This window comes from Anoxybacillus sp. EFIL (assembly GCF_013096955.1).
In the GTDB taxonomy this organism is placed as follows: Bacteria; Bacillota; Bacilli; order Bacillales; family Anoxybacillaceae; genus Anoxybacillus; species Anoxybacillus ayderensis.
This window is the reverse complement of sequence record NZ_SDLH01000005.1, coordinates 16,471-38,072: the sequence shown is the minus strand read 5'-3', so window position 1 is coordinate 38,072 and position 21,602 is coordinate 16,471. Positions and strand designations below refer to the sequence as shown.

23 protein-coding genes, 1 pseudogene and 2 riboswitches are annotated in these 21,602 nt (G+C 39.7%); of the genes and pseudogenes, 5 read left to right on the top strand and 19 right to left on the bottom strand.

Annotation, left to right across the window (positions count from 1 at the left end):
- Positions 1–64 precede the first annotated feature (64 nt).
- The 15 genes from ES017_RS09110 to ES017_RS09040 form a co-directional block, all read right to left on the bottom strand.
- Entirely contained in the window at positions 65–793 is a 729-nt protein-coding gene (locus ES017_RS09110) for an SIS domain-containing protein (protein ID WP_021094827.1), read from the bottom strand.
- Positions 794–873: 80 nt separating this feature from the next.
- On the bottom strand, positions 874–1,437 hold the full coding sequence (locus ES017_RS09105; RefSeq protein ID WP_021094826.1) for a Uma2 family endonuclease: 564 nt from the start codon (positions 1,435–1,437) through the stop codon (positions 874–876).
- A 183-nt stretch (positions 1,438–1,620) separates the two neighbouring features.
- On the bottom strand, positions 1,621–2,388 hold the full coding sequence (locus ES017_RS09100) for a YhfC family intramembrane metalloprotease (protein WP_042533968.1): 768 nt from the start codon (positions 2,386–2,388) through the stop codon (positions 1,621–1,623).
- Entirely contained in the window at positions 2,385–3,011 is a 627-nt protein-coding gene (locus ES017_RS09095; RefSeq protein ID WP_042533965.1) for an SdpI family protein, read from the bottom strand. The genes ES017_RS09100 and ES017_RS09095 overlap by 4 nt, the downstream gene beginning before the upstream one ends.
- Positions 3,008–3,286 (bottom strand): autorepressor SdpR family transcription factor, encoded by a 279-nt coding sequence (locus tag ES017_RS09090; RefSeq protein ID WP_003397448.1) that lies wholly within the window; start codon positions 3,284–3,286, stop codon positions 3,008–3,010. The genes ES017_RS09095 and ES017_RS09090 overlap by 4 nt, the downstream gene beginning before the upstream one ends.
- A gap of 302 nt (positions 3,287–3,588) precedes the next feature.
- Positions 3,589–3,906: a YbjQ family protein gene (locus ES017_RS09085; RefSeq protein ID WP_042533963.1), complete on the bottom strand. Its 318-nt coding sequence runs from the start codon at positions 3,904–3,906 to the stop codon at positions 3,589–3,591.
- 26 nt (positions 3,907–3,932) lie between these two features.
- Complete coding sequence (locus ES017_RS09080) at positions 3,933–4,244, bottom strand: DMT family transporter (protein ID WP_042895272.1); 312 nt, start codon at positions 4,242–4,244, stop codon at positions 3,933–3,935.
- Positions 4,245–4,252: 8 nt separating this feature from the next.
- Positions 4,253–4,969: a glycerophosphodiester phosphodiesterase gene (locus ES017_RS09075; RefSeq protein ID WP_042895264.1), complete on the bottom strand. Its 717-nt coding sequence runs from the start codon at positions 4,967–4,969 to the stop codon at positions 4,253–4,255.
- Between the two features lie 46 nt (positions 4,970–5,015).
- Entirely contained in the window at positions 5,016–6,254 is a 1,239-nt protein-coding gene (locus ES017_RS09070) for an ABC transporter substrate-binding protein (protein WP_256689429.1), read from the bottom strand.
- Positions 6,255–6,351: 97 nt separating this feature from the next.
- Positions 6,352–7,164: a carbohydrate ABC transporter permease gene (locus ES017_RS09065; protein ID WP_075039756.1), complete on the bottom strand. Its 813-nt coding sequence runs from the start codon at positions 7,162–7,164 to the stop codon at positions 6,352–6,354.
- Positions 7,161–8,039, bottom strand: a complete 879-nt coding sequence (locus tag ES017_RS09060) for a carbohydrate ABC transporter permease (protein WP_075039757.1) — start codon at positions 8,037–8,039, stop codon at positions 7,161–7,163. Before ES017_RS09060 ends, ES017_RS09065 begins: the two co-directional genes overlap by 4 nt.
- Complete coding sequence (locus ES017_RS09055; protein WP_075039758.1) at positions 8,011–9,111, bottom strand: ABC transporter ATP-binding protein; 1,101 nt, start codon at positions 9,109–9,111, stop codon at positions 8,011–8,013. The genes ES017_RS09060 and ES017_RS09055 overlap by 29 nt, the downstream gene beginning before the upstream one ends.
- Entirely contained in the window at positions 9,108–9,674 is a 567-nt protein-coding gene (locus ES017_RS09050; RefSeq protein WP_042895266.1) for a glycerol-3-phosphate responsive antiterminator, read from the bottom strand. The genes ES017_RS09055 and ES017_RS09050 overlap by 4 nt, the downstream gene beginning before the upstream one ends.
- 206 nt (positions 9,675–9,880) lie before the next feature.
- Positions 9,881–11,602: an assimilatory sulfite reductase (NADPH) hemoprotein subunit gene (cysI, locus tag ES017_RS09045; protein WP_042533961.1), complete on the bottom strand. Its 1,722-nt coding sequence runs from the start codon at positions 11,600–11,602 to the stop codon at positions 9,881–9,883.
- A 5-nt stretch (positions 11,603–11,607) separates the two neighbouring features.
- Complete coding sequence (locus ES017_RS09040) at positions 11,608–13,383, bottom strand: assimilatory sulfite reductase (NADPH) flavoprotein subunit (RefSeq protein WP_042533959.1); 1,776 nt, start codon at positions 13,381–13,383, stop codon at positions 11,608–11,610.
- A 136-nt stretch (positions 13,384–13,519) separates the two neighbouring features.
- Between ES017_RS09040 and ES017_RS09035 the strand changes: the two genes are divergently transcribed.
- Positions 13,520–14,401 carry a LysR family transcriptional regulator gene (locus ES017_RS09035; protein ID WP_009360919.1) on the top strand — a complete coding sequence of 294 codons (882 nt, stop codon included), beginning with the start codon at positions 13,520–13,522 and terminating at the stop codon, positions 14,399–14,401.
- Between the two features lie 31 nt (positions 14,402–14,432).
- On the opposite strand, the gene ES017_RS09030 is transcribed toward ES017_RS09035, so the two are convergent.
- Positions 14,433–14,612, bottom strand: coding sequence for an H-type small acid-soluble spore protein (locus tag ES017_RS09030; RefSeq protein WP_042895270.1), 180 nt, complete (start codon positions 14,610–14,612; stop codon positions 14,433–14,435).
- Between the two features lie 80 nt (positions 14,613–14,692).
- A complete protein-coding gene (locus ES017_RS09025) occupies positions 14,693–15,328 on the bottom strand; it encodes a hypothetical protein (RefSeq protein WP_171335014.1) in 636 nt (211 codons plus the stop codon).
- A 37-nt stretch (positions 15,329–15,365) separates the two neighbouring features.
- Positions 15,366–15,448, bottom strand: a riboswitch (cyclic di-GMP riboswitch).
- Between the two features lie 130 nt (positions 15,449–15,578).
- On the opposite strand from ES017_RS09025, the gene ES017_RS09020 reads away from it, so the two are divergent.
- Positions 15,579–16,289, top strand: coding sequence for an NAD-dependent deacylase (locus ES017_RS09020; RefSeq protein WP_171335013.1), 711 nt, complete (start codon positions 15,579–15,581; stop codon positions 16,287–16,289).
- Between the two features lie 55 nt (positions 16,290–16,344).
- Here the strand turns inward: ES017_RS09020 and ES017_RS09015 are convergent, their stop codons facing one another.
- Together ES017_RS09015 and ES017_RS09010 are read right to left on the bottom strand one after the other, a co-directional pair.
- A complete protein-coding gene (locus ES017_RS09015; protein ID WP_171335012.1) occupies positions 16,345–17,748 on the bottom strand; it encodes a PH domain-containing protein in 1,404 nt (467 codons plus the stop codon).
- Positions 17,738–18,190 (bottom strand): PH domain-containing protein, encoded by a 453-nt coding sequence (locus tag ES017_RS09010; RefSeq protein ID WP_085789126.1) that lies wholly within the window; start codon positions 18,188–18,190, stop codon positions 17,738–17,740. Before ES017_RS09010 ends, ES017_RS09015 begins: the two co-directional genes overlap by 11 nt.
- Before the next feature lie 135 nt (positions 18,191–18,325).
- Positions 18,326–18,440, top strand: a riboswitch (TPP riboswitch).
- Between the two features lie 107 nt (positions 18,441–18,547).
- Between ES017_RS09010 and thiC the strand changes: the two genes are divergently transcribed.
- The 3 genes and pseudogenes from thiC (at position 18,548) to ES017_RS08995 (ending at position 21,486) form a co-directional block, all read left to right on the top strand.
- Positions 18,548–20,251, top strand: a complete 1,704-nt coding sequence (gene thiC, locus ES017_RS09005) for a phosphomethylpyrimidine synthase ThiC (protein WP_021096096.1) — start codon at positions 18,548–18,550, stop codon at positions 20,249–20,251.
- Positions 20,239–20,481: pseudogene (locus ES017_RS09000) on the top strand (aldehyde dehydrogenase family protein); the annotation flags it as partial. The gene thiC and the pseudogene ES017_RS09000, both read left to right, overlap by 13 nt.
- Positions 20,482–20,652: 171 nt before the next feature.
- Positions 20,653–21,486 (top strand): MBL fold metallo-hydrolase, encoded by an 834-nt coding sequence (locus ES017_RS08995; protein ID WP_042533944.1) that lies wholly within the window; start codon positions 20,653–20,655, stop codon positions 21,484–21,486.
- Positions 21,487–21,602: the final 116 nt, after the last annotated feature.

Sequence of the window (21,602 nt, the reverse complement as noted above, 5' to 3'; positions counted from 1 at the left end):
CCATCCTTCTCTTTATATATATTAATATTATATTATCTAGTTGTCTATACCACTTATTTTATTTTTAAAATGAAATTCGGTCCCGATATTGTCGAATCCATTTTTCGTTATGCTCTTTTCCACCAGGGAGATGGTTGCTAAGAAAAATAGGCGGGGTAACTCCTTCCTCAGCCAATCGGATCGTTGCTTCTGCGAAAATAGTGTGTAAAATAGCTGCACCAATAACCGTGGACGTCGGGGCAAACGAAACAGGAATCGCGGGGTGAGTTAAAATCGCATCCCCTTCTACCGAATGGTTATCAATCACAAGATCAACACATTCCGCTAGCCGCTTTCCGCTTGAGTGTAGCGCTGGAAGAGACTGCGAATATGCCAATGACGTTACGCCAATCACGTAAGCCCCTTTCTCTTTCGCCCATAGCGCAACATCAATTGGCACTGGATTGCATCCTGAAGTGGAAACAACAAAAGCAACATCGTTTGGCGCAAACGTTTCTTTTGCTAAAAACATTTGCACGTATCCCTCTTTCTTTTCTAATTGCGAGGATCGGATCGCCCCTTCATGAAGCATTAACGGTTCTATCAGTATCGGTTTCACGGGCACAAGCCCACCGGCACGATAAAAAACTTCCTCCGCTAGTAGATGGGAATGCCCACAGCCGAAAATATGGACGAGTCCGTTTTGTCGCATACATTCCGCAACTTTTTCCGCTGCGAGTAAAACCTTTTCTTTTTCTTTTTGTTCTACTATAGTAAGCAACCGATGAATGTGCCCAAAATATTCAAAAAACACAGCTATTTTCCCTCACTTTTATTCTAAATAGAGAAATCAAACATACAAGGGCTTTTCGACAAAGCCCTTGTATGTTTCAATTAACTAAAAATCTTTGCTACATCAAGCGAAAACGCTGGAAAAATAGATGAACGTACACTTCCCTTTTCCTTAATCACTTCCACCTGGTCGTATTGCTTCCGTTCGTTCAGCGCATACACTTGTATGCTATTTAGCATCGGATTGACAATCCAATATTCTTTTACTTGATAGCGCATATAAATGTTCAATTTAAAAACTAAATCATGCGCTTGGTTCGATGGGCTTAAAATTTCTATAATCCACGTAGGTACACCAACGTATTTTTGATCCTGTAACCCTTCTTTGTCACAAATGACGCATAAATCAGGAACGACGATATATTTTTCATCAATCTCATTGCTATATAACTCCACATCAAAAGGGGCATGGAACACTTCACAATCCGTTTTCTCAAAAAAGTGAAAAAGTTCAACATACATGCGTCCAGATATTCGCTGATGCTTTGTAGACGGTGAAGGAACCATACATACAACCCCATTCATATATTCCAATGGCTTATCCGTTGTTTCTCTTAATTCATCATACTCCTCTAATGACATCCAACGTTGGTTAACAACTCTCACGACATCACCCCTTCTTTACTCTCTATTATACTTTCGTTTTGAAGCTGCTTCTATGGCGAACTGCGCCCCGATTAACTCAACAGCGCACAACATGAAAATAAAAAAGATTCCCATCGTTTCTCCCTCCCTCATGCCTTTGACACGAGCATAAGGTATGAAACGCGTTTCGATGCAATATGTTTTTTAAAACTTTTCTGCTATACGTCGAATGAAGACGAGCGAAGCGATTGCAATGAAAGCAAGAATCGTTTCTACAATCCAAACATTTGAAATGACTTTCACTTGATATAGCGCAGGGACCACATCAATTAACGCATGAATCAAAATGGCATACACCACGTAACGAAATTGTCCTTTCCGAACCCCATATAAAACAAGAAGAGAAAGCGCAACATGGATCGCTATCGCAAATGTTCGCTCGATACCACCTAATACATACATCCAATCAGGCTGATTTAACATGGTTTTGAGCATCTCCACTTGTGTAGCAGGGAGAGAGGAAGCAATTTGCTCAAACTGACCTGTTTGCACGAGATGAGAAATGACCATCATATTCACGGCGCTAAAAGCACCAATAAGCACAGCTTCCATTCCTCCATGTCCTAAACCGAATGATAATCCATCCCCGTATGCCCGATTGTTTTTTAACATGAAACGAAACCCGACATATCTTCCTATCTCTTCAAACACTCCAGCTGCTAAAGCGCCGTAAGCGACAAACGCCCAAACGCTACTTATTCCTTTTAACGATGTGCCACTCGGATCTATTACAAGCATATGCATAACTTTCTCTAACACTTGTGAAAATAAAACAAAAACAAGCAAGCCAACACCGAACGCTTTCCATGAGAGCCATCCTTTTTTTCGCCCATATATGATAAGTGCGAAAGGAACAATCAAAGAAAGAAACAATTGAACAAACATCCCAACCAAATCGATCTCTCCTTTCATTTACGCGAAAATAAATACGACTGGATAAACAAATACATCGTGCCACCAAATACAATGATCATCAGAAAAATAAAGCGCCATACACTTGTTGCAAATACCGTAAGCATAATGAATACACCCATCATAACAAACACTTTTCCTCCGACACGATGCGTTTTTTGCCAAACTTCTTCATTTTCTAGCGTCCAAGGGGTACGAATACCGAAAAAATAATTCGGTTTAATTTTCGGCATATAATTTCCAAGGGCAATGAACAACACTCCAACTCCAATCGGCACAACGACATCGACTTGCACAGGAATTCCGATATTATACGCAAGCGTCACCACATGTATGCTAAATAAAAATAAAACAAATACATGTAAAAAAATGCGATATACTTTTTCAAATTTCTCGTAGTTTTCTTTGCGTGGATCCACCTTCGGCAAGAAAAGAATAAGGGAGACAATTCCTGTTAAAAAGATCGGAAAAAGTAATGCGCCCCACCATTTGCTCGTAAAGCCGTCAGCTTCCCCAGCCACATTCCAATGAATCGCCACTTCATCCGGCAAAAAAGGGATGGCTAATAAACTCAATACATAGCTACTTGCAATGAGAATGATAATAAATAAGTGCTTTTTCATGATTCATCACCTTCTTTTTGTAATATGTCATAAAACCAGCTCATTAAATCTTGGAACACCGTTGTGTTTAATGAGTAATAAATATGTTGTCCAACGCGCCGATCTTCCACTAAATCGGCTTGTTTTAATATTTTTAAATGATGAGACACACTCGGCTTTTGCATATCAAAATGTTCAGCAATTTCCCCCGCTGTTAAATCTCCTTTTTTTAACAAAGAAAGAATTTTTCGGCGGTTTGGATCAGCAATCGCTTTAAATGCCTCGTTAAACGACATCTTTTTCACCCGCTTTCTTTTAGATATTTAGACAAATTTCTAAATATTAATCAAAAAAATAGACATTTAGATAAATTTCTAATTACATCATATCCCATTTTTATACGTAAGTCAATAAAACAAAAGAAACCTTGATTCCCCCTTCTGTTCTATTACATGAATCACAACCTCTATTGTAAAAATGTGTTACATCCCTTTATTCATCATCGTTGAACATTACATGTCGGTTTTTTCGGCAAAAGTTTGAATATCTTTCGTGTAAAACAAAAAGAAGAAGCCGATTCAGCTTCTTCTCATATTCCCTATTCCTTCAACTTCACTGCTGTACCTGTCGCGATGCACATCATCATTCCATCGCGCAACGTTTCAAAATCGAGATCGACGCCAATTACTGCGTTTGCCCCCATATTGCGTGCTTTTTTCACCATTTCTTCTACAGCCATGTCTCGACCTTCAGCTAACTTGCTTTCGTATGTTCCACTTCGGCCACCGATAATATCGGTAATGCTCGCTAAAAAATCACGAACGACATTCGCCCCTAAAATAACTTCACCAGACACTAACCCGAGATATTGTTCAATTTGTTTTCCTTCGACGCTGTTTGTTGTTGTGACGATCATGTATAGATGCCTCCCATATTTTAAATTTAATTCAATTTCAATAAAACAACACCTATAATAACAAATGCAATTCCTATGATCTTTTTAAAACTCATCATTTCATGAAACAAAAATAGACCAATGAATGTAATGCACACTATACCTAGTCCTGACCAAATAGCATATGCAATAGAAACATCAATTCCTTTTAAAGCCATGGCGAGCGATGTAAAGCTTACTGCGTAACAAATAAACATAACAATTGTCGCCCATGTGTTTGTCAGTCCGTTTGACCATTTCATCGCAGTCGTTCCGATTACTTCAAAAATAATTGCTACGGACAAATATAACCAATACATCTTTTTCTTCATCTCCTAAACATGCGATTAGGAAAATCAGTCATAACTGCCTTTACATCTCGTTTCACCAATTCAGTAAGCAAAAATGGATCATTCACTGTATACACACAAATATCTACCTCTTTACCGACTTTCTCTCCTTCCTGTGAAATTAAAAAATTCCAATCACAATGAACTTCTTGCGCACGGAATGCACGAATGGCATTTAATACATGACGTTGGGAACCTTCCACTAACATCGCCTTGTCGACATTTGGATCAAGTTGATGTAACAAACATAAACTCTGAACCGAAAAGGAAGAACATACAACTCGATGCGACCAAGAGTGATACGAATACAACAAAGTTAATAATTTCTCTTCCATGTTATCATACCGAATTATACCATTTTTCAACTCAATATTCAAAATGATGGGTCTTTTTTGATCGGACAACCAATCAAAGACTTCTACTAAAGTGGGGATTCTTTCTCCCACAAACCGTGTGTGAAACCACCCACCTGCATCAAAAAGTCGAAGTTGACGGTAAGAAAAATCCTTTACATACCCAACACCATCTGTTGTTCGGTCAATACGCTCATCATGAATAACAACTAATTCTCCGTCTTTTGTCATTTGGACGTCTAATTCTATACCATCTACTCCTAGTTCATATGCACGTTGAAAAGCAGTCATTGTATTTTCAGGATACTCCCCACTAAATCCTCGATGAGCATAAATATACATGTCTCTCTTACTCCTCCTATGATGAAAGGATGTCCAAACGGACACCCTATCTTTTATTTGCTATTTTCAGTTCTCGATTCACTTCATTTGCAGCTTGTTCAAGCGCTTTCTTCGGATCAACACCTTGATATAAACTTTCCATGGCATTAACAATTCGCTGACGTGCTTGTGGAAAGACAGAGATTAATGCTCCTTGAGTTGCTGATGTCGGCTTCGTTTCTTTCAATTGATTCACTGTAACCTGAAGCTGAGGATATTTTTCCCATTGTTCTTTTACAAGAGACAACTCATAAGCTGTTGGATTTATTGCAAAATATCCTGTATTTACATGCCATTTTGCCTGTACTTCTGGGGTTGTGACGTATTTCATAAACTCCCACGCTGCTTTTTTCTTCTCATCATCTACATCTTTCATTAACCATAAAGATGCTCCTCCAATAACGACTCCTTGCCTTTCAACACCATCTGGAACTGGCAAATAAGATACCCCTACTTCGAACGGTGCATTGTCAACAATCGTTCTCACTCCTGCTGAGGAGTCTAAATACATAGCTATTTTTCCAGATTGAAAAGCCGCCCTCATTTCATCCCAGTTTTGACCAACATTATAAAATGTCCCCTCTTTATACATATCATAAATGAGTTGGAATACACTTAACCCTTCTTCACCATTGAATTTAACTGATGTAGCTTCCCCCTTTCTCCCATTCTCTTCATTCACATAAAGACCACCCTGTACAGCAAGCATTTGTTCAAAAAACCAACCGTAATTCAGTATTGAAAAACCATATTTCCCTTCTTTTGTTAATAATTTAGCTACTTTTTTCAGCTCACTATATGTCATAGGTGGCTTTTCAGGATCTAGCCCCACTTCTTTAAAAGCATCTTTATTATAAATAAGCACTGGGGTGGACGAATTAAATGGCATGGAATATATCGTTCCATTTACTGTATAATAGTTTACGATATTTTTTTCCCACTGCGATACATCGTATCCTTCTTGATCAATAAACGTTTGGACAGGTTCGACTTTTCCGCTCTCAATCATATATTTTGTTCCAACTTCGAAAGTTTGCATAATCGTCGGCGAGTCCTTTGTGCCAGCTACGGCATTAAATTTTGTCAATGCTTCCTCATAAGTTCCTTGAAATACTGGTTTAACCTCAATCTCTTTTTGTGAGGCATTGAAATCATTCACAATCTCATTTAACGCTTTTTCTAAATCTCCGCTCATCGCATGCCAAAAAATCACTTCTGTTTTTGGTGATGATTTTTCCTCTTTCACTTTCGATGCAGTTTCTTCATTGCTATCATTGCATCCTACTAGAGTCGATGCTAACACAAATGCATATATCCATTTTTTCACAATGTTTTCCCCCTCACTATTTAATTGATCCTTGCATCAAACCCTGTTGTAATTGCTTTTGCCCGACAAACAATAAAAGTAAAGTTGGTAAAATAACAATGATTACTGCAGCCATTACCACCCCCCATTCGGTTGCCATTTCTTGCGTTTGCATTTGTTTCAAGCCAATTTGGACAGTTCGTACACGTTCGTCATTCGTCACAAGAAGCGGCCATAAATACATGTTCCATGTTGTCAAAAAGCTATAAATACCTAAGGTAGATAAACTTGTTTTCGAAAGAGGCAAAACGACATACCAGAAAAAACGAAAATGTTTTATTCCTGATACTTGCGCAGCTTCATACAACTCAAATGGAATCGTTTTAAAATGTTGGCGCAACAAAAATATGCCAAAAGCTAAAGCGAAAAACGGAATCGTTAAACCAAAGTAATTATTTGTCCATCCTAGAGCTTGCACGGTCAAATAGTTTGGAATAACCGTTGCCTCCCAAGGGATAAGCATTGTAGTAATTGTTAAAAAAAATAATATATTTCTAAATGGAAAGCGCAGAAAAACGAAAGCATATGCTGCTAAACTAGATACAACTAGCTGTCCGATCATCACAATGAATGAAACAAAAAAGCTATTCCATAAATATCTCGCCAGTGGAACTTTTTCAAATGCAACTATATAATTCCGAAGAGACCAATCGCTTGGCCACCACTTTCCTTGTAAAAGTTCAGCACCACTTAAAAAGCTAATCAGAAACGCATACACAATCGGAAACATCAAAATAATGGAACTAATAACTAACACCGCATACAAGATCATTTTTTTCAGAAGGCTCATTGGTAATGCACCTTCCTCTCAACAAGTACAAATTGTAAAAACGTCACTACTAATACGATCAAAAACAATACAACCGCTTGAGCACTTGCGAATCCAAAATTATAGTTAATAAACGCTTCACGGTAAATAGAGTAAACAAGTACGGTTGTTGCATTCATAGGTCCACCCTTTGTCAAAATGTCGATTTGACCAAACGTTTGAAAAGCGTGGATAAGCGAAACGGTGACAATAAAAAATAAAGTCGGTGACAATAACGGAATCGTAATGCGCCACAGCTGATACATGCGACTCAATCCTAGAACTTTTGCACTTTCATATAATGTGATATCGATGTTTTGTAAACCCCCAAGTAAAATTAAAAAAGAAAATCCAATGTTCATCCAAACTGTTGCAATAGCAACAGCAACTAAAGCTGTATCAGGATTTAATAACCATTGGCGATCTTCCCCACCAAGCGCCAAAATAAGTTTGTTAATTATTCCTACTGAAGGATTGTACATAAACATCCAGATAACAGAAGAAGCAGCAACACTCATTCCTAGCGTTGAAGAAAAGATGGTGCGAAACAGCTGTATCCCTCGCAGTTTTTCATTCGCTAAAAGAGCTAAGACTAAAGAGATAATTACCGTCGTCGGAACGGTGTATAAAACAAACAAAAATGTCGCTCTCATGCTCTCCTTAAAATTCCGATCTTCTAGTAAATAAAGGAAATTTTCTAATCCTACATATGTCGTTGGATTTCCTTGAAAATCAGTCATGTAAAAGCTTAAATATCCTGTACGAACCATTGGATAAAAAACGAAAACAGAAAATAAGAGAAACGAAGGGAATATATATAAAATACCTTCAATCGTTCGTTTTACCGTATGCAGCATGCTCCTCTCCCTCTTTCGCTATTCTTTTTCCTTCTTCATCAAAAAATAAAACATGTTCATCATTAATTGAAATGCGTACTTGTTGCCCTATTTCTATCGGATGTTGTCCATGCCAACGTGCAACCCACTCATCTTGTTCTGTCAGTTTTAATGTGACAAGCGTTTCTGTACCTAGCCGCTCAACATGTGTTACTGCTAACCATATATGTGGTTCATTTTCATTTGCTAATCGAATGTGTTCTGGTCGAACTGCAATTGTTCCATACTTATTGTCCGCTTGTACATGATGAGCTACTTTTACAATCCATTCTTTTTGTAGCAAAAATAAGTCGTTTAACTTATGTACTTTAGCCATATTTATTGGCGGAGAACCAATAAACGAAGCAACAAATGTATTGTTCGGATTGTTATATACATATAGAGGATCGCCAATTTGTTGAATTTTTCCTTCATGTAATACCATCATTCGGTCTGCCATCGTCATCGCTTCTACTTGGTCGTGTGTTACGTAGATGATTGTCATACCAAGTTGACGTTGTAGCTGACGGATATATGAACGCATATGCGTACGCAATTTTGCATCTAAGTTCGACAGCGGCTCGTCCATTAAACAAATAGGTTTTTGAGAAACGATAGCTCGTGCCAATGCCACACGTTGCCTTTGCCCCCCAGACAGCTGTCTAGGCTTTTTGTGAAGACAAGGGGTTAGATTAAGTAGCTCTGCGACTTCGCTACAACGTTTTCTTTTTTCCGCTTTCGATATTTTAGCCTTGTATAACCCTAGCAATATGTTATCTTGAACTGTCAAATGGGGATATAACGCATAGTTTTGAAATACCATAGATAAATGACGCTCGCTTGGTTGCACATTATTCATTTCTCTCCCTGCTATTTTCAACTGTCCACTCGTAATCGACTCTAGTCCTGCGATCATTCGAAGTAACGTACTTTTTCCACAACCAGAAGGACCTACTAGCACAAAAAACTCCCCTTCTTTCACTTGGACGCTTATGTCATTGATAACAAATGTTTTCCCATCATACGTCTTACTAATATGAACAAATTCTATCATTGTAGCCCCTCCCTTTCAGCAATTTTCCATAATAATGGGTTTCCTGTAGATACCGCTTGTGCCCCCTTCTTTAAAGCTTGAACCATTTGATCTCGATTTTGAATTAATCCTCCTGTAATAATTGGAATATTGACCTGTTGAGCTAATCGCTCAATCATATCAGGCACAATTCCAGGCATCACCTCAAGCGCGTCAGGTGTAACTTGTTGAACGACCTGTAATCCAGTTTCTACTGCGTCTGTATCTACTAAAAATAAACGTTGAATCGTCCATAACTTTTCCTTTTTTGCCAACTGAATTAGCGTACTTTTTGTCGAGACAATACCATGTGGTTGAACAAATTTCGATAAAAATTGAAGCCCTTCTTTGTCATAACTAATGCCTGGAATTTTCTCAACATGCACAAATACATAACGATCGTGTGCTTTTAACAGTTCAACATATCTTTTTATCACACTAATCGTACCGGTTTGTAACAGTACTGTTTTCCAGTTTGTTTTTAAAAACTGTTCGATATGCTTCGGATGTTTAATCGTTGCAATAAACTTTTCTTGTAAAAACATTGTCTCCCTCCAAACAAAAAGAAACCGAAAACAACGTAGAATGTTGTACATCTACACTGTCGTTACGGTTTCTCCTTTTCTCCACCTCTTTTATTCATTTTTCTGATCTTTATTCTAATCTATTTTTTTTAATTAATCGTCATTTCTGTGTAAATATTTTGTAAATTATAAAAACAAATCGGCTCCCAAACAGGAAGCCGATTTGTTTAGTCATGAAAGTTCATTCCATCTGTCGTCTCTTTCACAACGCCCGCACGAATAACGAAGTCACCAAAACGTTCGCCACGAAGTCGTTCTTTCGCATACCGAGAAAGGAGCGTACGAAGTTCAGATAAAATTTCTTTTTCTCCGATATTTTCCCGATACAATTTACCGAGACGGCTGCCATCAAATGCAGCCCCGAGATACATATTATATTTGCCGACGGATTTACCGATAAATGCAATTTCTCCAAGCACATGACGAGCACATCCGTTCGGACAGCCGGTCATGCGAATCGTTATTTCCTCGTCACGAAGCCCGTTTTCCTCGACAATTTCTTCAATTTTATCAATGAGTGTCGGCAAATATCTCTCCGCTTCTGCCATCGCTAATCCGCACGTTGGCAAAGCCACACAGGCTAACGAATTGCGGCGAAGGGCACTATAATGTTTCCCATCTGTTAATTTGTATTGCTTAATAAGCGTATCAATTTCTTCTTTTTTCTCACTTGGCACATTGGCGATGACTAAGTTTTGGTTAGCGGTGAGACGGAAATCGCCCGTATGCACTTTTGCAATTTCTCGCAAGCCTGTCATAAGTGGATAATCATCGGTATCTTTCACCCGTCCGCCCTCGACAAATAACGTAAAATGCCACGTTCCGTTCACACCTTCAACCCAACCGTAGCGGTCGCCATTATGCTCGAAATAGTAAGGGCGCGCTTCTTCTAAATTCCATCCAAGCCGACGTTCTAGTTCTGTTTTTACTGCATCCAAACCAAGCCGATCAATTGTATATTTAAAGCGGGCGTGTTTCCGTACCGAGCGATTGCCGTAATCACGCTGAATGGTAACGATTTTTTCTGCCACATCAATCACTTGTTCTGGTTTACAAAAACCGATCACTTTTGCGAGCTGCGGATATGTCGTGCGATCGCCGTGCGTCATTCCCATGCCGCCACCGATCGCTACATTAAATCCCGTAAGCTTTCCATGTTCAACAATCGCAATAAATCCAAGGTCTTGCGAAAATACATCGACATCGTTTGACGGTGGAACAGCGATACCAATTTTAAATTTTCGTGGCAAGTAAAGCGGCCCATAAATCGGTTCCTGTTCTACTTCTGGTGTTCCAGCGACTTTTTCTTCATCTAACCAAATTTCGTAATACGCCCTTGTTTGTGGCAATAAATAATCGCTTAATTTTTTCGCCCATTCATACACTTCTGCATGCACTTCCGATTGGTAAGGATTCGGATTGCACATGACGTTTCGGTTGACGTCACCGCATGCCGCTAACGTCGTAAGCAGTGCCTCGTTAATGGCTTGGAGCGTTTTTTTCATGTTCCATTTCAATACGCCGTGAAACTGAAACGCTTGTCGTGTCGTAAGTTTCAACGTCCCGTTCGCATACGTCCTCGCCAATTCGTCCATCGCCAGCCACTGCTCTGGTGTTGCTACGCCACCTGGGGTACGAACGCGAATCATAAATTGATACGCTGGCTCTAATTTTTGTTTTTGTCGCTCGGCTCGCAAGTCGCGATCATCTTGCAAATAGCTGCCATGAAATTTCATCAATCGGTTATCATCTTCTGGAATGCCGGCAGTGATGCGATCTTCCATCGTTTCTTTCAACGTGCCGCGCAAATAGTTGCTTTCTCGTTTAATGCGTTCAACATCGCTTGGTGGTCCATCTGGCGGTGTTAATACAAACTTTTCCACAATCATCCCCCCTAATATACGTCACGTTGGTAACGTTTTTGTTTTTGCATGTCGGCAACATACGCTTCCGCTCGTTCACTCGTCATCTTTCCTTCTTTCGCAATAATATGGATAAGCGTTTCATGAACGTCGCGTGCCATGCGTTGTTTGTCGCCACAAACATAAACAGCTGCTCCTTCTTCTAACCATCGGAACAGTTCTTTGCTCTGTTCAATCATTCGGTGTTGCACGTATACTTTTTCTTTCGTATCGCGTGAAAAGGCAACATCCATCTTCGTCAACACACCGTTTTTTAGCCACGTTTGCCATTCCGTTTGATAAAGGAAATCGGTCACGAAATGTTGATCGCCAAAGAACAGCCACGATTTCCCTTTCGCGCCAATCGCCTCACGCTCTTGCATAAAAGCTCGGAACGGCGCAACCCCCGTACCTGGTCCAATCATAATAATTGGCGTATGTGTGTCTTTCGGGAGTTTAAAATTCGGATTTTGATGAACGAACACAGGAAGTTTATCGCCAATGTGTAAACGTTCGGCACAAAACGTTGAGCACACTCCTTTCCGTAAGCGCCCATGTGCTTCATAACGAACCGCGCCAACGGTGATATGCACTTCATCTGGATAAGCTAGCAAGCTACTTGCGATTGAATAAAAGCGCGGTTGCAACTTTCGTAATGAAGAGACGAACTGCTGTGGTGTCATCTCCCACGAACCGAAGTCACAGAGAACATCGAGCACATCGCGTCCTTTCATATATTCTTTTCTTTTCGCTTCTTGCTCAGAAGAAAGGAGCGCATGGAAGTCTGGGTCACCCGAAAACGTAGCGAATGCTTGCAATAATTGCTCGGTTAATACGGTAATTTCTAACCGCGACAACAACGCTTCTCGTAACGGCTCTTCCTTTTCTTCAATAGAAACGAGTATGTCTGGATTCCATTTCATTTTTTCAATCATGGCGTCGACAAGTTCTGGATCGTTTTTTGGAAAAACACCGAGCGCATCGCCTGGTTCAAACACAAGCCCAGAACCCTCGAGAGATAATTCAATATGACGTGTTTCTTTGTTTGAGCCGCGTCCATTTAAATTGATATTTTCTAATACTTCCGCTTGAAACGGATGTTTTCGTGAATAAATGGTCGTTGGCTTCGCTTGTGCAGATGAAGTTGTTGCTACGGAAATGGCTCCTTGCTTATCTAACTCGCCAAGCACTCCCTCTAGCCATTTCGCTGCTTTTTCTTCATAATCGACGTCACAATCGACGCGTTCGTATAACCGCTTTCCGCCTAGCTCTTCTAGCCGTTTATCAAAATCTTTTCCCGTTTTACAAAAATGTTCATACGACGTATCGCCAAGCGCCAATACAGAGAAACGAAGATGATCGAGTTTTGGTGCGCGCTTGCTATGAAGAAATTCGTAAAATGACAAGGCGTTATCTGGTGGTTCCCCTTCTCCGTATGTGCTAACAACAAGGAGCAACGTATTTATTTTTTTCAACTCGTTTGGCTTAAAATCAAGCATCGAGGAAACGGTGACATGAAACCCGCGATGTTTAAGCGTTTCTCCTACTTTTTCCGCTAGTTTTTGCGCGTTTCCTGTTTGCGACCCGTAAAGAACGGTCACTTCCTTCGTTGCAGATGCTTCTTGTTGAAGCGCTCCGACCGACTCGGTTGCAGCTAAATACCCACTTAGCCAAAGTTTTTGTGCGGAATTTAACGTTGGCCAAAGCCGATTGAGGAGCTCGACTTGTTCTTCATTAAATGGACTGTTTGTCACTTGAAATGGCAACATGTTTCACCTCTCATTTTTCTACTATTCCTATAAATCAAGTATGTTTTATTTGACTTTACCGTAAAAAATAAAATTAGTAAAATAAATATAAATTATCAGAACTATTTATTTTTTTAATAACTAAGGAGCGAGCGATATGTACGAACAATTAAAAACATTTATTACATTAGCTGAGGTGAAAAATTTCACAAAAACAGCAGAAATTCTTCATTTATCTCAACCAAGTGTAAGCTTGCACATTAAAAATTTAGAAAAAGAGTTTCAAACAAAACTATTTATTCGTTCACCAAAAGAGCTACAAATGACGCCAACGGGAGAATTGCTTTATGATCGAGCAAAAAAAATGATCACGTTATACGAACAAACGAAACAAGATATTTTGGAACATCACGACTGTGTGAAAGGAACATTAAAAATTGGGGCTAGTTTTACGATCGGGGAATACGTGCTACCTACCTTTTTATGCGCCTTACAAAACGATTATCCAGAATTACAATTGGAAGTGATCATCGGCAATACAAAAGAAATTGTAGAGCTCGTTCGTACGTATCAAACACATATCGGTTTAATTGAAGGTCAAACAAATGAAAAAGAGCTTGTGGTGTACCCATTTATGCAAGATGAGCTAGTCATCGTTGCGTCTAACGATCATCCTCTCGCTCACAAACAGGAAGTATCGATAAACGATTTACAAAACCAACTATGGATTACACGCGAATTAGGGTCTGGCACACGTGAATATTTTAACCATTTTATTCGTTCAAATGGGCTAAAAGTAAAATCACTGATAATTATTAGCAGCAATCAAGGAATAAAAGAAACGTTAATGCACGGAAACGGTTTAGCCCTCCTTTCACGTCATGTCATTGAACAGGAGTTGAATCATAAAAACTTATCGATTGTTTACGTTAAACATTCTCCTTTTTATCGAACATTTTCTTATCTTTATTCGCCGACAATGAAAAACAACAAACTTGTACACTTACTGATTGATTTACTCCAACAAAAAAGGATGTGACAAACAAGTTGCTTTGTCACATCCCCATCACTTAATGCTCCTCTAACTGTGAAATCGGAACGCGCTGTTGTTTTTCTCGGTTGCTTAAAAAATGAATCGTTGCCATTTCCGTTTGTACATCGACATGTTCAATATACACGGCTTTTCCGTTATACGTTATATTTTTCATATCGGGTGACTGAGCAATTTGTTGCGCACGTGTGATGTTCATTCGCTTCCCTCCTTTCGAACGATTATTATCATTTGTGTTTCACGCGAAAATATGCAAAAAAAGAGCGCCAACAGGCACTCTTATAACAGTTCAAGCAACTTCTTTTTATTTTGTTGTACGTTTTCTTCTAACGCCTTTACTTTTTCTTTCAACGCTTGTACGTTGACATCATTCTTAGATACTTTCTTTTCTAACGCACGAATTTCATTTTTTACTGCTTTTAATTGATTAGAAGCAGCAATAAGCTTCCCAAACCATTGATCTAACTCTTCTTGTTTTTCCGCTTCGTCGTCTTCATCCGATTGCACGACAGGTGATTGTTCAGTCGTAGTCACAGTAGCGCTATCTTGTTCATTGACTACTTGTGTCGTTTCCTCTGTTGTTTGTTCACTTTGTGGTTGTGTTGGTTGTTCAGTTGGTTGTTCTTTCGGCGTGCTAAACGCTTCAAGCGCTATTGTCACCTCGTTTACACGCACTTCAATCTTGCTTAACTTTTTATTTAGTTCTGCCAATTTGTTTTTTAACATTTGTTGTTCTTTTTTCTTTTTTGCCTCTTCTTTTTTCTGCTTAGCTAACTCTTGTTTTTTCTTCGCTTCTTCCTTTTTCACGACAAGCTGACTTTTCTGTACATATTTTGCTCCATCATGCTTCGCTGCAAAAGCTGGGGAAGCAACGAGCATCGATGCTAGTAAAATTGGTAATCCTTTTTTAAACATTACCCTTTCCTCCATTTCATATGTATATTTTTTTGGTAATGGCAGCTGGCTGGCATAGGTATCCCGTTAGCCCCTATAGCTTTGCGACGCTAAGTTTCCTTAGCTGTGCCTTTACTTCTTATTATACTTTGCCTATTTTCATGGGCATGAATCAAAAGTCCTTATTTTCCTTATAAACATATGTGAAAATAAAGGAAGAAAAGGGCGAAGAAAGAAGTAGTTATTGGTAGATAAAAAGGAGGGGTACGGAATGTTAGAAAAATGGTTGAAAGAGTCTTCGTATACAATTGTATTTACTGGAGCAGGAATGTCTACAGAAAGCGGGCTTCCCGATTTTCGTTCGGCAAAATCAGGGCTTTGGCGCACGAAAAATCCACAACAATTAGCAAGTACGTATGCGATGCAACATAACCGAGACGAGTTTATTGCATTTTATCAATATCGTATTCGTACGTTGCTTAAATGTAAGCCACATGTCGGGCATATGATTTTGGCCGATTGGCAAAAGCGGGGGCTTATTCATCAAATCATCACGCAAAATGTCGACGGCTTTCACCAACAAGCAGGCAGTACAAATGTCATTGAATTACACGGAACGTTGCGAACAGTGCATTGCTCGCGTTGCAGGCGAACATACGACGCAAAACGGTATGTAGACGAACAGTTTACGTGCACATGCGGCGGCTTTTTACGTCCTTCCGTCGTTTTATTTGGCGAATCATTGCCGTATAATGCGTTTGAACAAGCATGGACAGCAGCCGAACGAGCAGACTTATGGATTGTGCTCGGCTCTTCTTTACAAGTGTCACCAGCTAACGAACTTCCTGTCATCGCAAAACGAAGCGGGGGCAAATTAGTGATTGTGAACATGGAACCGACGCCATTAGATGATTGGGCGGATTTGCTTATACATGGTCGTAAAATTGGAGAAGTGTTACAGGAAATTGACGAATTACTTTAAAAAATAAGTGTGTCCCAAAAGCGTGCTCTTTTGGGACACTTGAAATATTTCTTTTTCATGCCTTATTTCCCAAAAACCATTCGTATATTGCTTGTGCCTTATGTTCGTCCACATCAACGACTTTTGTGCGTATGCCTGGCATGACAGTCGCACGTACTGTACATAATCCGAGTCGTTGTTGCATACGACTTTGCGAGATCGTTAATGACTGAATACGATGTTTTAACATATATACCGTTTTTATCGTCAGCCATCCACTTCTCAATGCTAGCTGCTCACTCTTAATCGTTACTCCCGCTCGCTTATAACTTCGATAGCCGACATATACTGCGGGCAAAAGGAGAAGGAGCGTTTCAAATCGCTGAAAAAATACGATTGTGATGATCGGAATGAGCATAACCATATAGAGCGACCTCAACATATAGCGCCAACGGGCACGTGTACATAGCGACCGGAACGAATTGTGCAAACGATATTTAGGAAAGCACGTCGCAACGAGAGACACGACTTCATTTTGACGAACAAGCGGAAACAACACGAGACTGCCATGTTTTCCATCATCAAGTGCCCCTCCGGCATGAATAAGGTGAACAGAAACATAACCGAACAAGTACCGAATCGGACTTTCCTTCACTGCAATGGCTTGAACGCGCTCAATCGATGTAGAAATGCTCTTTTTTTGCAGCAATCCTGTTGTTATCGTTATCGTTTTGTTTTGTTTGACAACCGTAAAATTCATATAGCGAAAAAGATGACCGATCACAGACAACACGTAAGCGATCATAAAAACGACAAGCAAAAAGACAAGTGTAGAAGCTGTATCGTCAGCGCGAAAAAATATGTTTAGCCGTTCAAACGGAATGAAATCATCAAACTCAGAAAAAAATGCACCAATCGCTGCAATGACTCCAAAAGCACCACCACTTGTGATAGATAAAAACAATACGTCGCGAAAACGAAGTGTAAATATGGCATCCGTCTTATCTTCTATTTCTATAAATATGTTTTCTCGTTTTTTGTGATGCACCGCTCGCTCTATTTGCTTTGCTTCTTCTATGGAAACCGCTGAAAGTATTACTTCTGGTTCATCCATTTGCCTGCCAGCTGTTTCAATATGTACTTGCACAACACCTACAAGCCGCTGTAACACCCCTGACGAATGTGAAATACCTTGAATACGATCAAATGGAATATACCGTTTCTTTTTTACAAATATCCCTTGTTCAATATACATGTCATTTTCTTGTAAACGATATGTAAATCGCCGCCACGACATATACCCAGCGAGCATAGCATAAAAAAGAAATAAAAACAAAGGCATCCAATCAACGAAAGGATCACCTGTTTTCTTTTTTATTGCTAGAAGTAACGCAAGCGCCAAAAACGGTCCTTGCTTTAACCGCTTAACTATATAAATAACAATCGCAATCGGATGCAACCGTTTCTTTTCATGCATCATTTTCATCTTCCTTCACTAAAGAGGAAATGTAGTAACGCAACTTCTCTGCTTCTTGTTCATCAAGAAATGGAATTTCGTGCGCAGTTGCCGCTGTATAAATGTAAAGTGAAGCCAGTTTTTGCCTTCGTGCTAACGGACCTTGCTTTACATCAACATGTTGAACGCGATGGATGGGAATAAGCGTACGCTTTCGAATCCATACCCCGTGCTCGAGTTCAATTTCTCGATCACGAATGATATATCGCCAGCGTTCCCATTTCCAGCGCGGAACGAAAAAAACAAACAAAATCGCATCAGCAATCCATAAGCAAACGAGTCCCAAAACAACCCACATAGGAACGAAAAAATGAACAATCACGTATAAGAGAAGAAAAATAAATAAACGAATAACTTCATACATTCGCCACATCAACACGGCCCGTTCAGAAAGTACGTTTTCCATGTTTCTTATCCCCTCTCCTTCAATGCCTCCATTACCGCTACTTCTAAAATACAAACACCATCAAGTATATTTTCGAATATATATACTTTACAATATTTTTATCATATGCTAGATTATTTTTAAAGTTCATAATTTTGCATCTACTAGGGGTGTCCAATAGCTTGGACTGAGAGAAGGACGCGCAAAAGTTCTTTGACCCTTTGAACCTGATCTGGGTGATGCCAGCGTAGGGAAGTAGATGGTGCGAGTGTCATTCGCTTGTACTATTTGCGGACAAAATCAGGTTCTTTTTATGGAACCTGATTTTTTTACGTGTTGGCATTGCTCCTATTAAAAAATGAAAAGGAGCGAATAAGAATGAACAATTTATTTTCCAACATGTTATTTCCCTCAAGTAAAAAAGTGTACGTGCAAGGAAGTCGAAAAGATGTTTGTGTTCCGATGCGTGAAATTCAACTGTCGCCAACAAAAACAGAAACAACAATATTAGAAAATGGGGCGATTCGCGTTTATGATACAAGCGGACCGTACACCGATCCACTTTTTGAACCGAATATTCATAAAGGATTGCCAACGTTAAGAGAAGAATGGATAGTCGAACGCGGCGATGTCGAAAAGTATGAAGGAAGGTTTCCTAATGCGAACTTACCTTTTCAACGCAAACCGATGCGCGCGAAAAAAGGAAAAACGGTTACACAAATGCACTATGCAAAACGAGGGATCATTACACCTGAAATGGAGTTTGTCGCAATTCGCGAACAAATGGATCCCGAATTTGTTCGTCAAGAGGTGGCGGCAGGAAGAGCAATTATCCCAGCTAATATTAACCACCCTGAAAGTGAACCGATGATTATAGGAAGTAAATTCCACGTGAAAATTAACGCAAATATCGGAAATTCAGCTGTCACCTCTTCCTTAGAAGAAGAAGTTGAAAAAATGCTTTGGGCGATCCGCTGGGGCGCTGATACTGTCATGGATTTATCAACAGGAAAACATATACACGAGACTCGAGAATATATTATTCGCAATTCTCCTGTTCCAATTGGTACTGTCCCTATTTATCAAGCATTAGAAAAAGTCAATGGAGTTGTCGAACATTTATCATGGGACGTTTATCGTGAAACATTAATCGAACAAGCAGAACAAGGGGTCGACTATTTTACTATTCATGCTGGCGTATTACTTCGTTACATTCCTTTAACAGTCAATCGCACGACGGGGATCGTTTCTCGCGGTGGTTCCATTATGGCGCAATGGTGCTTAGCACATCACGAAGAAAACTTTTTATACACTCATTTTGAGGAGATTTGTGAGATTTTAAAAACTTACGATATCGCTATTTCACTTGGGGACGGATTGCGCCCTGGTTCGATTGCGGATGCAAACGACGAAGCTCAATTTGCCGAGCTGCAAACACTTGGAGAATTGACAAAAATTGCTTGGGAGCATGATGTTCAAGTCATGATTGAAGGTCCGGGACATATTCCAATGCATAAAATTAAAGAAAATGTCGACAAACAAATAGAAATTTGTCACGGGGCACCTTTTTATACATTAGGTCCAATAACTACTGACATTGCACCAGGTTATGACCATATCACCTCAGCTATCGGTGCAGCAATCATTGGGTGGTACGGCACGGCGATGCTTTGTTATGTTACTCCGAAAGAACATCTCGGATTGCCAAATAGAGACGATGTCCGTCAAGGTGTTATCGCTTATAAAATCGCTGCTCATGCTGCCGATTTAGCAAAAGGGCATCCTAGTGCACAAAAAAGAGACGACGCCTTGTCAAAAGCACGGTTCGAATTCCGATGGCATGATCAATTCAACTTGTCTTTGGATCCTGAACGTGCGCGTGAGTATCATGATGAGACGTTACCAGCTGAAGGAGCAAAACTTGCCCACTTTTGTTCAATGTGCGGGCCAAAATTTTGCTCAATGAACATCTCACATCAATTGCAAAAAACTTTACAACACGAAGGAATGAAGGAGAAGGCAAAACAGTTTGTCGAACAAGGAAAAGCATTATATACAAATAAGGTGCATTATACGGACTAGGTGCTGGAGTATGGACGCGCGATATCAATACAGCGTATCGCTTTGGACGTGGCATTCAAGCTGGACGTGTATGGACAAATTGTTATCACGCATATCCTGCGCATGCGGCATTTGGTGGATATAAAATGTCAGGAATCGGACGTGAAACGCACAAAATGATGCTCGAACATTATCAACAAACGAAAAACTTACTTGTTAGCTACTCACCGAAAAAACTTGGATTTTTTTAATCGTCAAGGCAGCGTCTCGAAAGCGCTGCCTTTTTGAAATGATATGATGAGTTGCTTTAGGGCAGCTCATTTTTTATGAATGAAACAAAAAAACGATGATTTTCATAAAACCAAAAATAATGAATGACTATTCATTTTGATATAGTATAATGGGATTAAGGGGGAGTGGGGATGTTACTAAAGAAAAAATTTGAACAAGAAACGGTTGGCGATGTCCACGTTGCCAAAGGTACTCTCACATTTCAAGGAGTTCGCTTAACCGTTCATTGTTTCTCGATTGATGGTGTATTGATTGACACCGGAGCACAATCGTTAGCACGAGAATTTACACAGTTTTTCAACCAATTACAAATTGACCAAGTTGTCATTACTCATTTTCATGAAGACCATACAGGTTGTGCAGCATGTTTACAAAACAAACGACAACTACCCATTTATATGAATGAGCTCATGATTGATTATTGTCGGAAACAAGCAGATTATCCGATATATCGCAAGTTTTTTTGGGGAAAACGCCCTCCTTTCGAAGCCAAACCGATTGGAAAAACATTTTCTTCTCATCACGCGACATGGGATGTCATTCATACACCAGGTCATGCGGTTGATCATCTCGCATTTCTTAATCGCGAAACAGGACAACTTTTTACAGGGGATTTATACTGTCTAGAAAAAACAAAAGTCGTTTTGCGCGAAGAAAGCGTTCCTACATTGATTGAATCATTAAGAAAAGTGTTAACGTACGATTTTAACGAAATGTTTTGTGCCCACGCTGGCTATATAAAAGACGGACGCACTGCTTTGCAACGAAAGCTTAACTATTTACAAGAACTTCAAGGAAAAATTATTGATTTGTATGAACAAGGTGCACAACAAAAACAAATCCAGTCCATTCTTTTCCCAAAGAAATATCCAATCACCTATCTTTCCTTCGGTGAATGGAGCTCTTCTCATATCGTCCGTTCAGTGATTGAAGAATATCGGATAAAAAAGGTGAGCGAACAGTGACGATTGCTGTTCGCTAAAATCATATATTCTATTGCGCCCTAACCGATGAAATCGTCATCTTTGGGTTTTTTTGTTTCATCTGCTTTAACGTCGCAACGATGAGAAAGCTGACAATG

Excerpts from the sequence above, each read along its gene's own strand:
- ES017_RS09025 (WP_171335014.1), bottom strand. The coding sequence starts at position 15,328 with ATGTTTAAAAAAGGATTACCAATTTTACTAGCATCGATGCTCGTTGCT.
- ES017_RS09035 (WP_009360919.1), top strand. The coding sequence starts at position 13,520 with ATGTACGAACAATTAAAAACATTTATTACATTAGCTGAGGTGAAAAAT.
- cysI (WP_042533961.1), bottom strand. The coding sequence starts at position 11,602 with ATGATTGTGGAAAAGTTTGTATTAACACCGCCAGATGGACCACCAAGC.
- ES017_RS09050 (WP_042895266.1), bottom strand. The coding sequence starts at position 9,674 with ATGTTTTTACAAGAAAAGTTTATTGCAACGATTAAACATCCGAAGCAT.
- ES017_RS09030 (WP_042895270.1), bottom strand. The coding sequence starts at position 14,612 with ATGAACATCACACGTGCGCAACAAATTGCTCAGTCACCCGATATGAAA.
- ES017_RS08995 (WP_042533944.1), top strand. The coding sequence starts at position 20,653 with ATGTTACTAAAGAAAAAATTTGAACAAGAAACGGTTGGCGATGTCCAC.
- ES017_RS09010 (WP_085789126.1), bottom strand. The coding sequence starts at position 18,190 with ATGGAAAACGTACTTTCTGAACGGGCCGTGTTGATGTGGCGAATGTAT.
- ES017_RS09060 (WP_075039757.1), bottom strand. The coding sequence starts at position 8,039 with ATGCTGCATACGGTAAAACGAACGATTGAAGGTATTTTATATATATTC.
- ES017_RS09015 (WP_171335012.1), bottom strand. The coding sequence starts at position 17,748 with ATGATGCATGAAAAGAAACGGTTGCATCCGATTGCGATTGTTATTTAT.
- thiC (WP_021096096.1), top strand. The coding sequence starts at position 18,548 with ATGAACAATTTATTTTCCAACATGTTATTTCCCTCAAGTAAAAAAGTG.
- ES017_RS09065 (WP_075039756.1), bottom strand. The coding sequence starts at position 7,164 with ATGAGCCTTCTGAAAAAAATGATCTTGTATGCGGTGTTAGTTATTAGT.
- ES017_RS09090 (WP_003397448.1), bottom strand. The coding sequence starts at position 3,286 with ATGTCGTTTAACGAGGCATTTAAAGCGATTGCTGATCCAAACCGCCGA.
- ES017_RS09095 (WP_042533965.1), bottom strand. The coding sequence starts at position 3,011 with ATGAAAAAGCACTTATTTATTATCATTCTCATTGCAAGTAGCTATGTA.
- ES017_RS09085 (WP_042533963.1), bottom strand. The coding sequence starts at position 3,906 with ATGATCGTCACAACAACAAACAGCGTCGAAGGAAAACAAATTGAACAA.
- ES017_RS09080 (WP_042895272.1), bottom strand. The coding sequence starts at position 4,244 with ATGTATTGGTTATATTTGTCCGTAGCAATTATTTTTGAAGTAATCGGA.
- ES017_RS09020 (WP_171335013.1), top strand. The coding sequence starts at position 15,579 with ATGTTAGAAAAATGGTTGAAAGAGTCTTCGTATACAATTGTATTTACT.
- ES017_RS09055 (WP_075039758.1), bottom strand. The coding sequence starts at position 9,111 with ATGATAGAATTTGTTCATATTAGTAAGACGTATGATGGGAAAACATTT.
- ES017_RS09100 (WP_042533968.1), bottom strand. The coding sequence starts at position 2,388 with ATGAAAGGAGAGATCGATTTGGTTGGGATGTTTGTTCAATTGTTTCTT.
- ES017_RS09040 (WP_042533959.1), bottom strand. The coding sequence starts at position 13,383 with ATGTTGCCATTTCAAGTGACAAACAGTCCATTTAATGAAGAACAAGTC.
- ES017_RS09075 (WP_042895264.1), bottom strand. The coding sequence starts at position 4,969 with ATGTATATTTATGCTCATCGAGGATTTAGTGGGGAGTATCCTGAAAAT.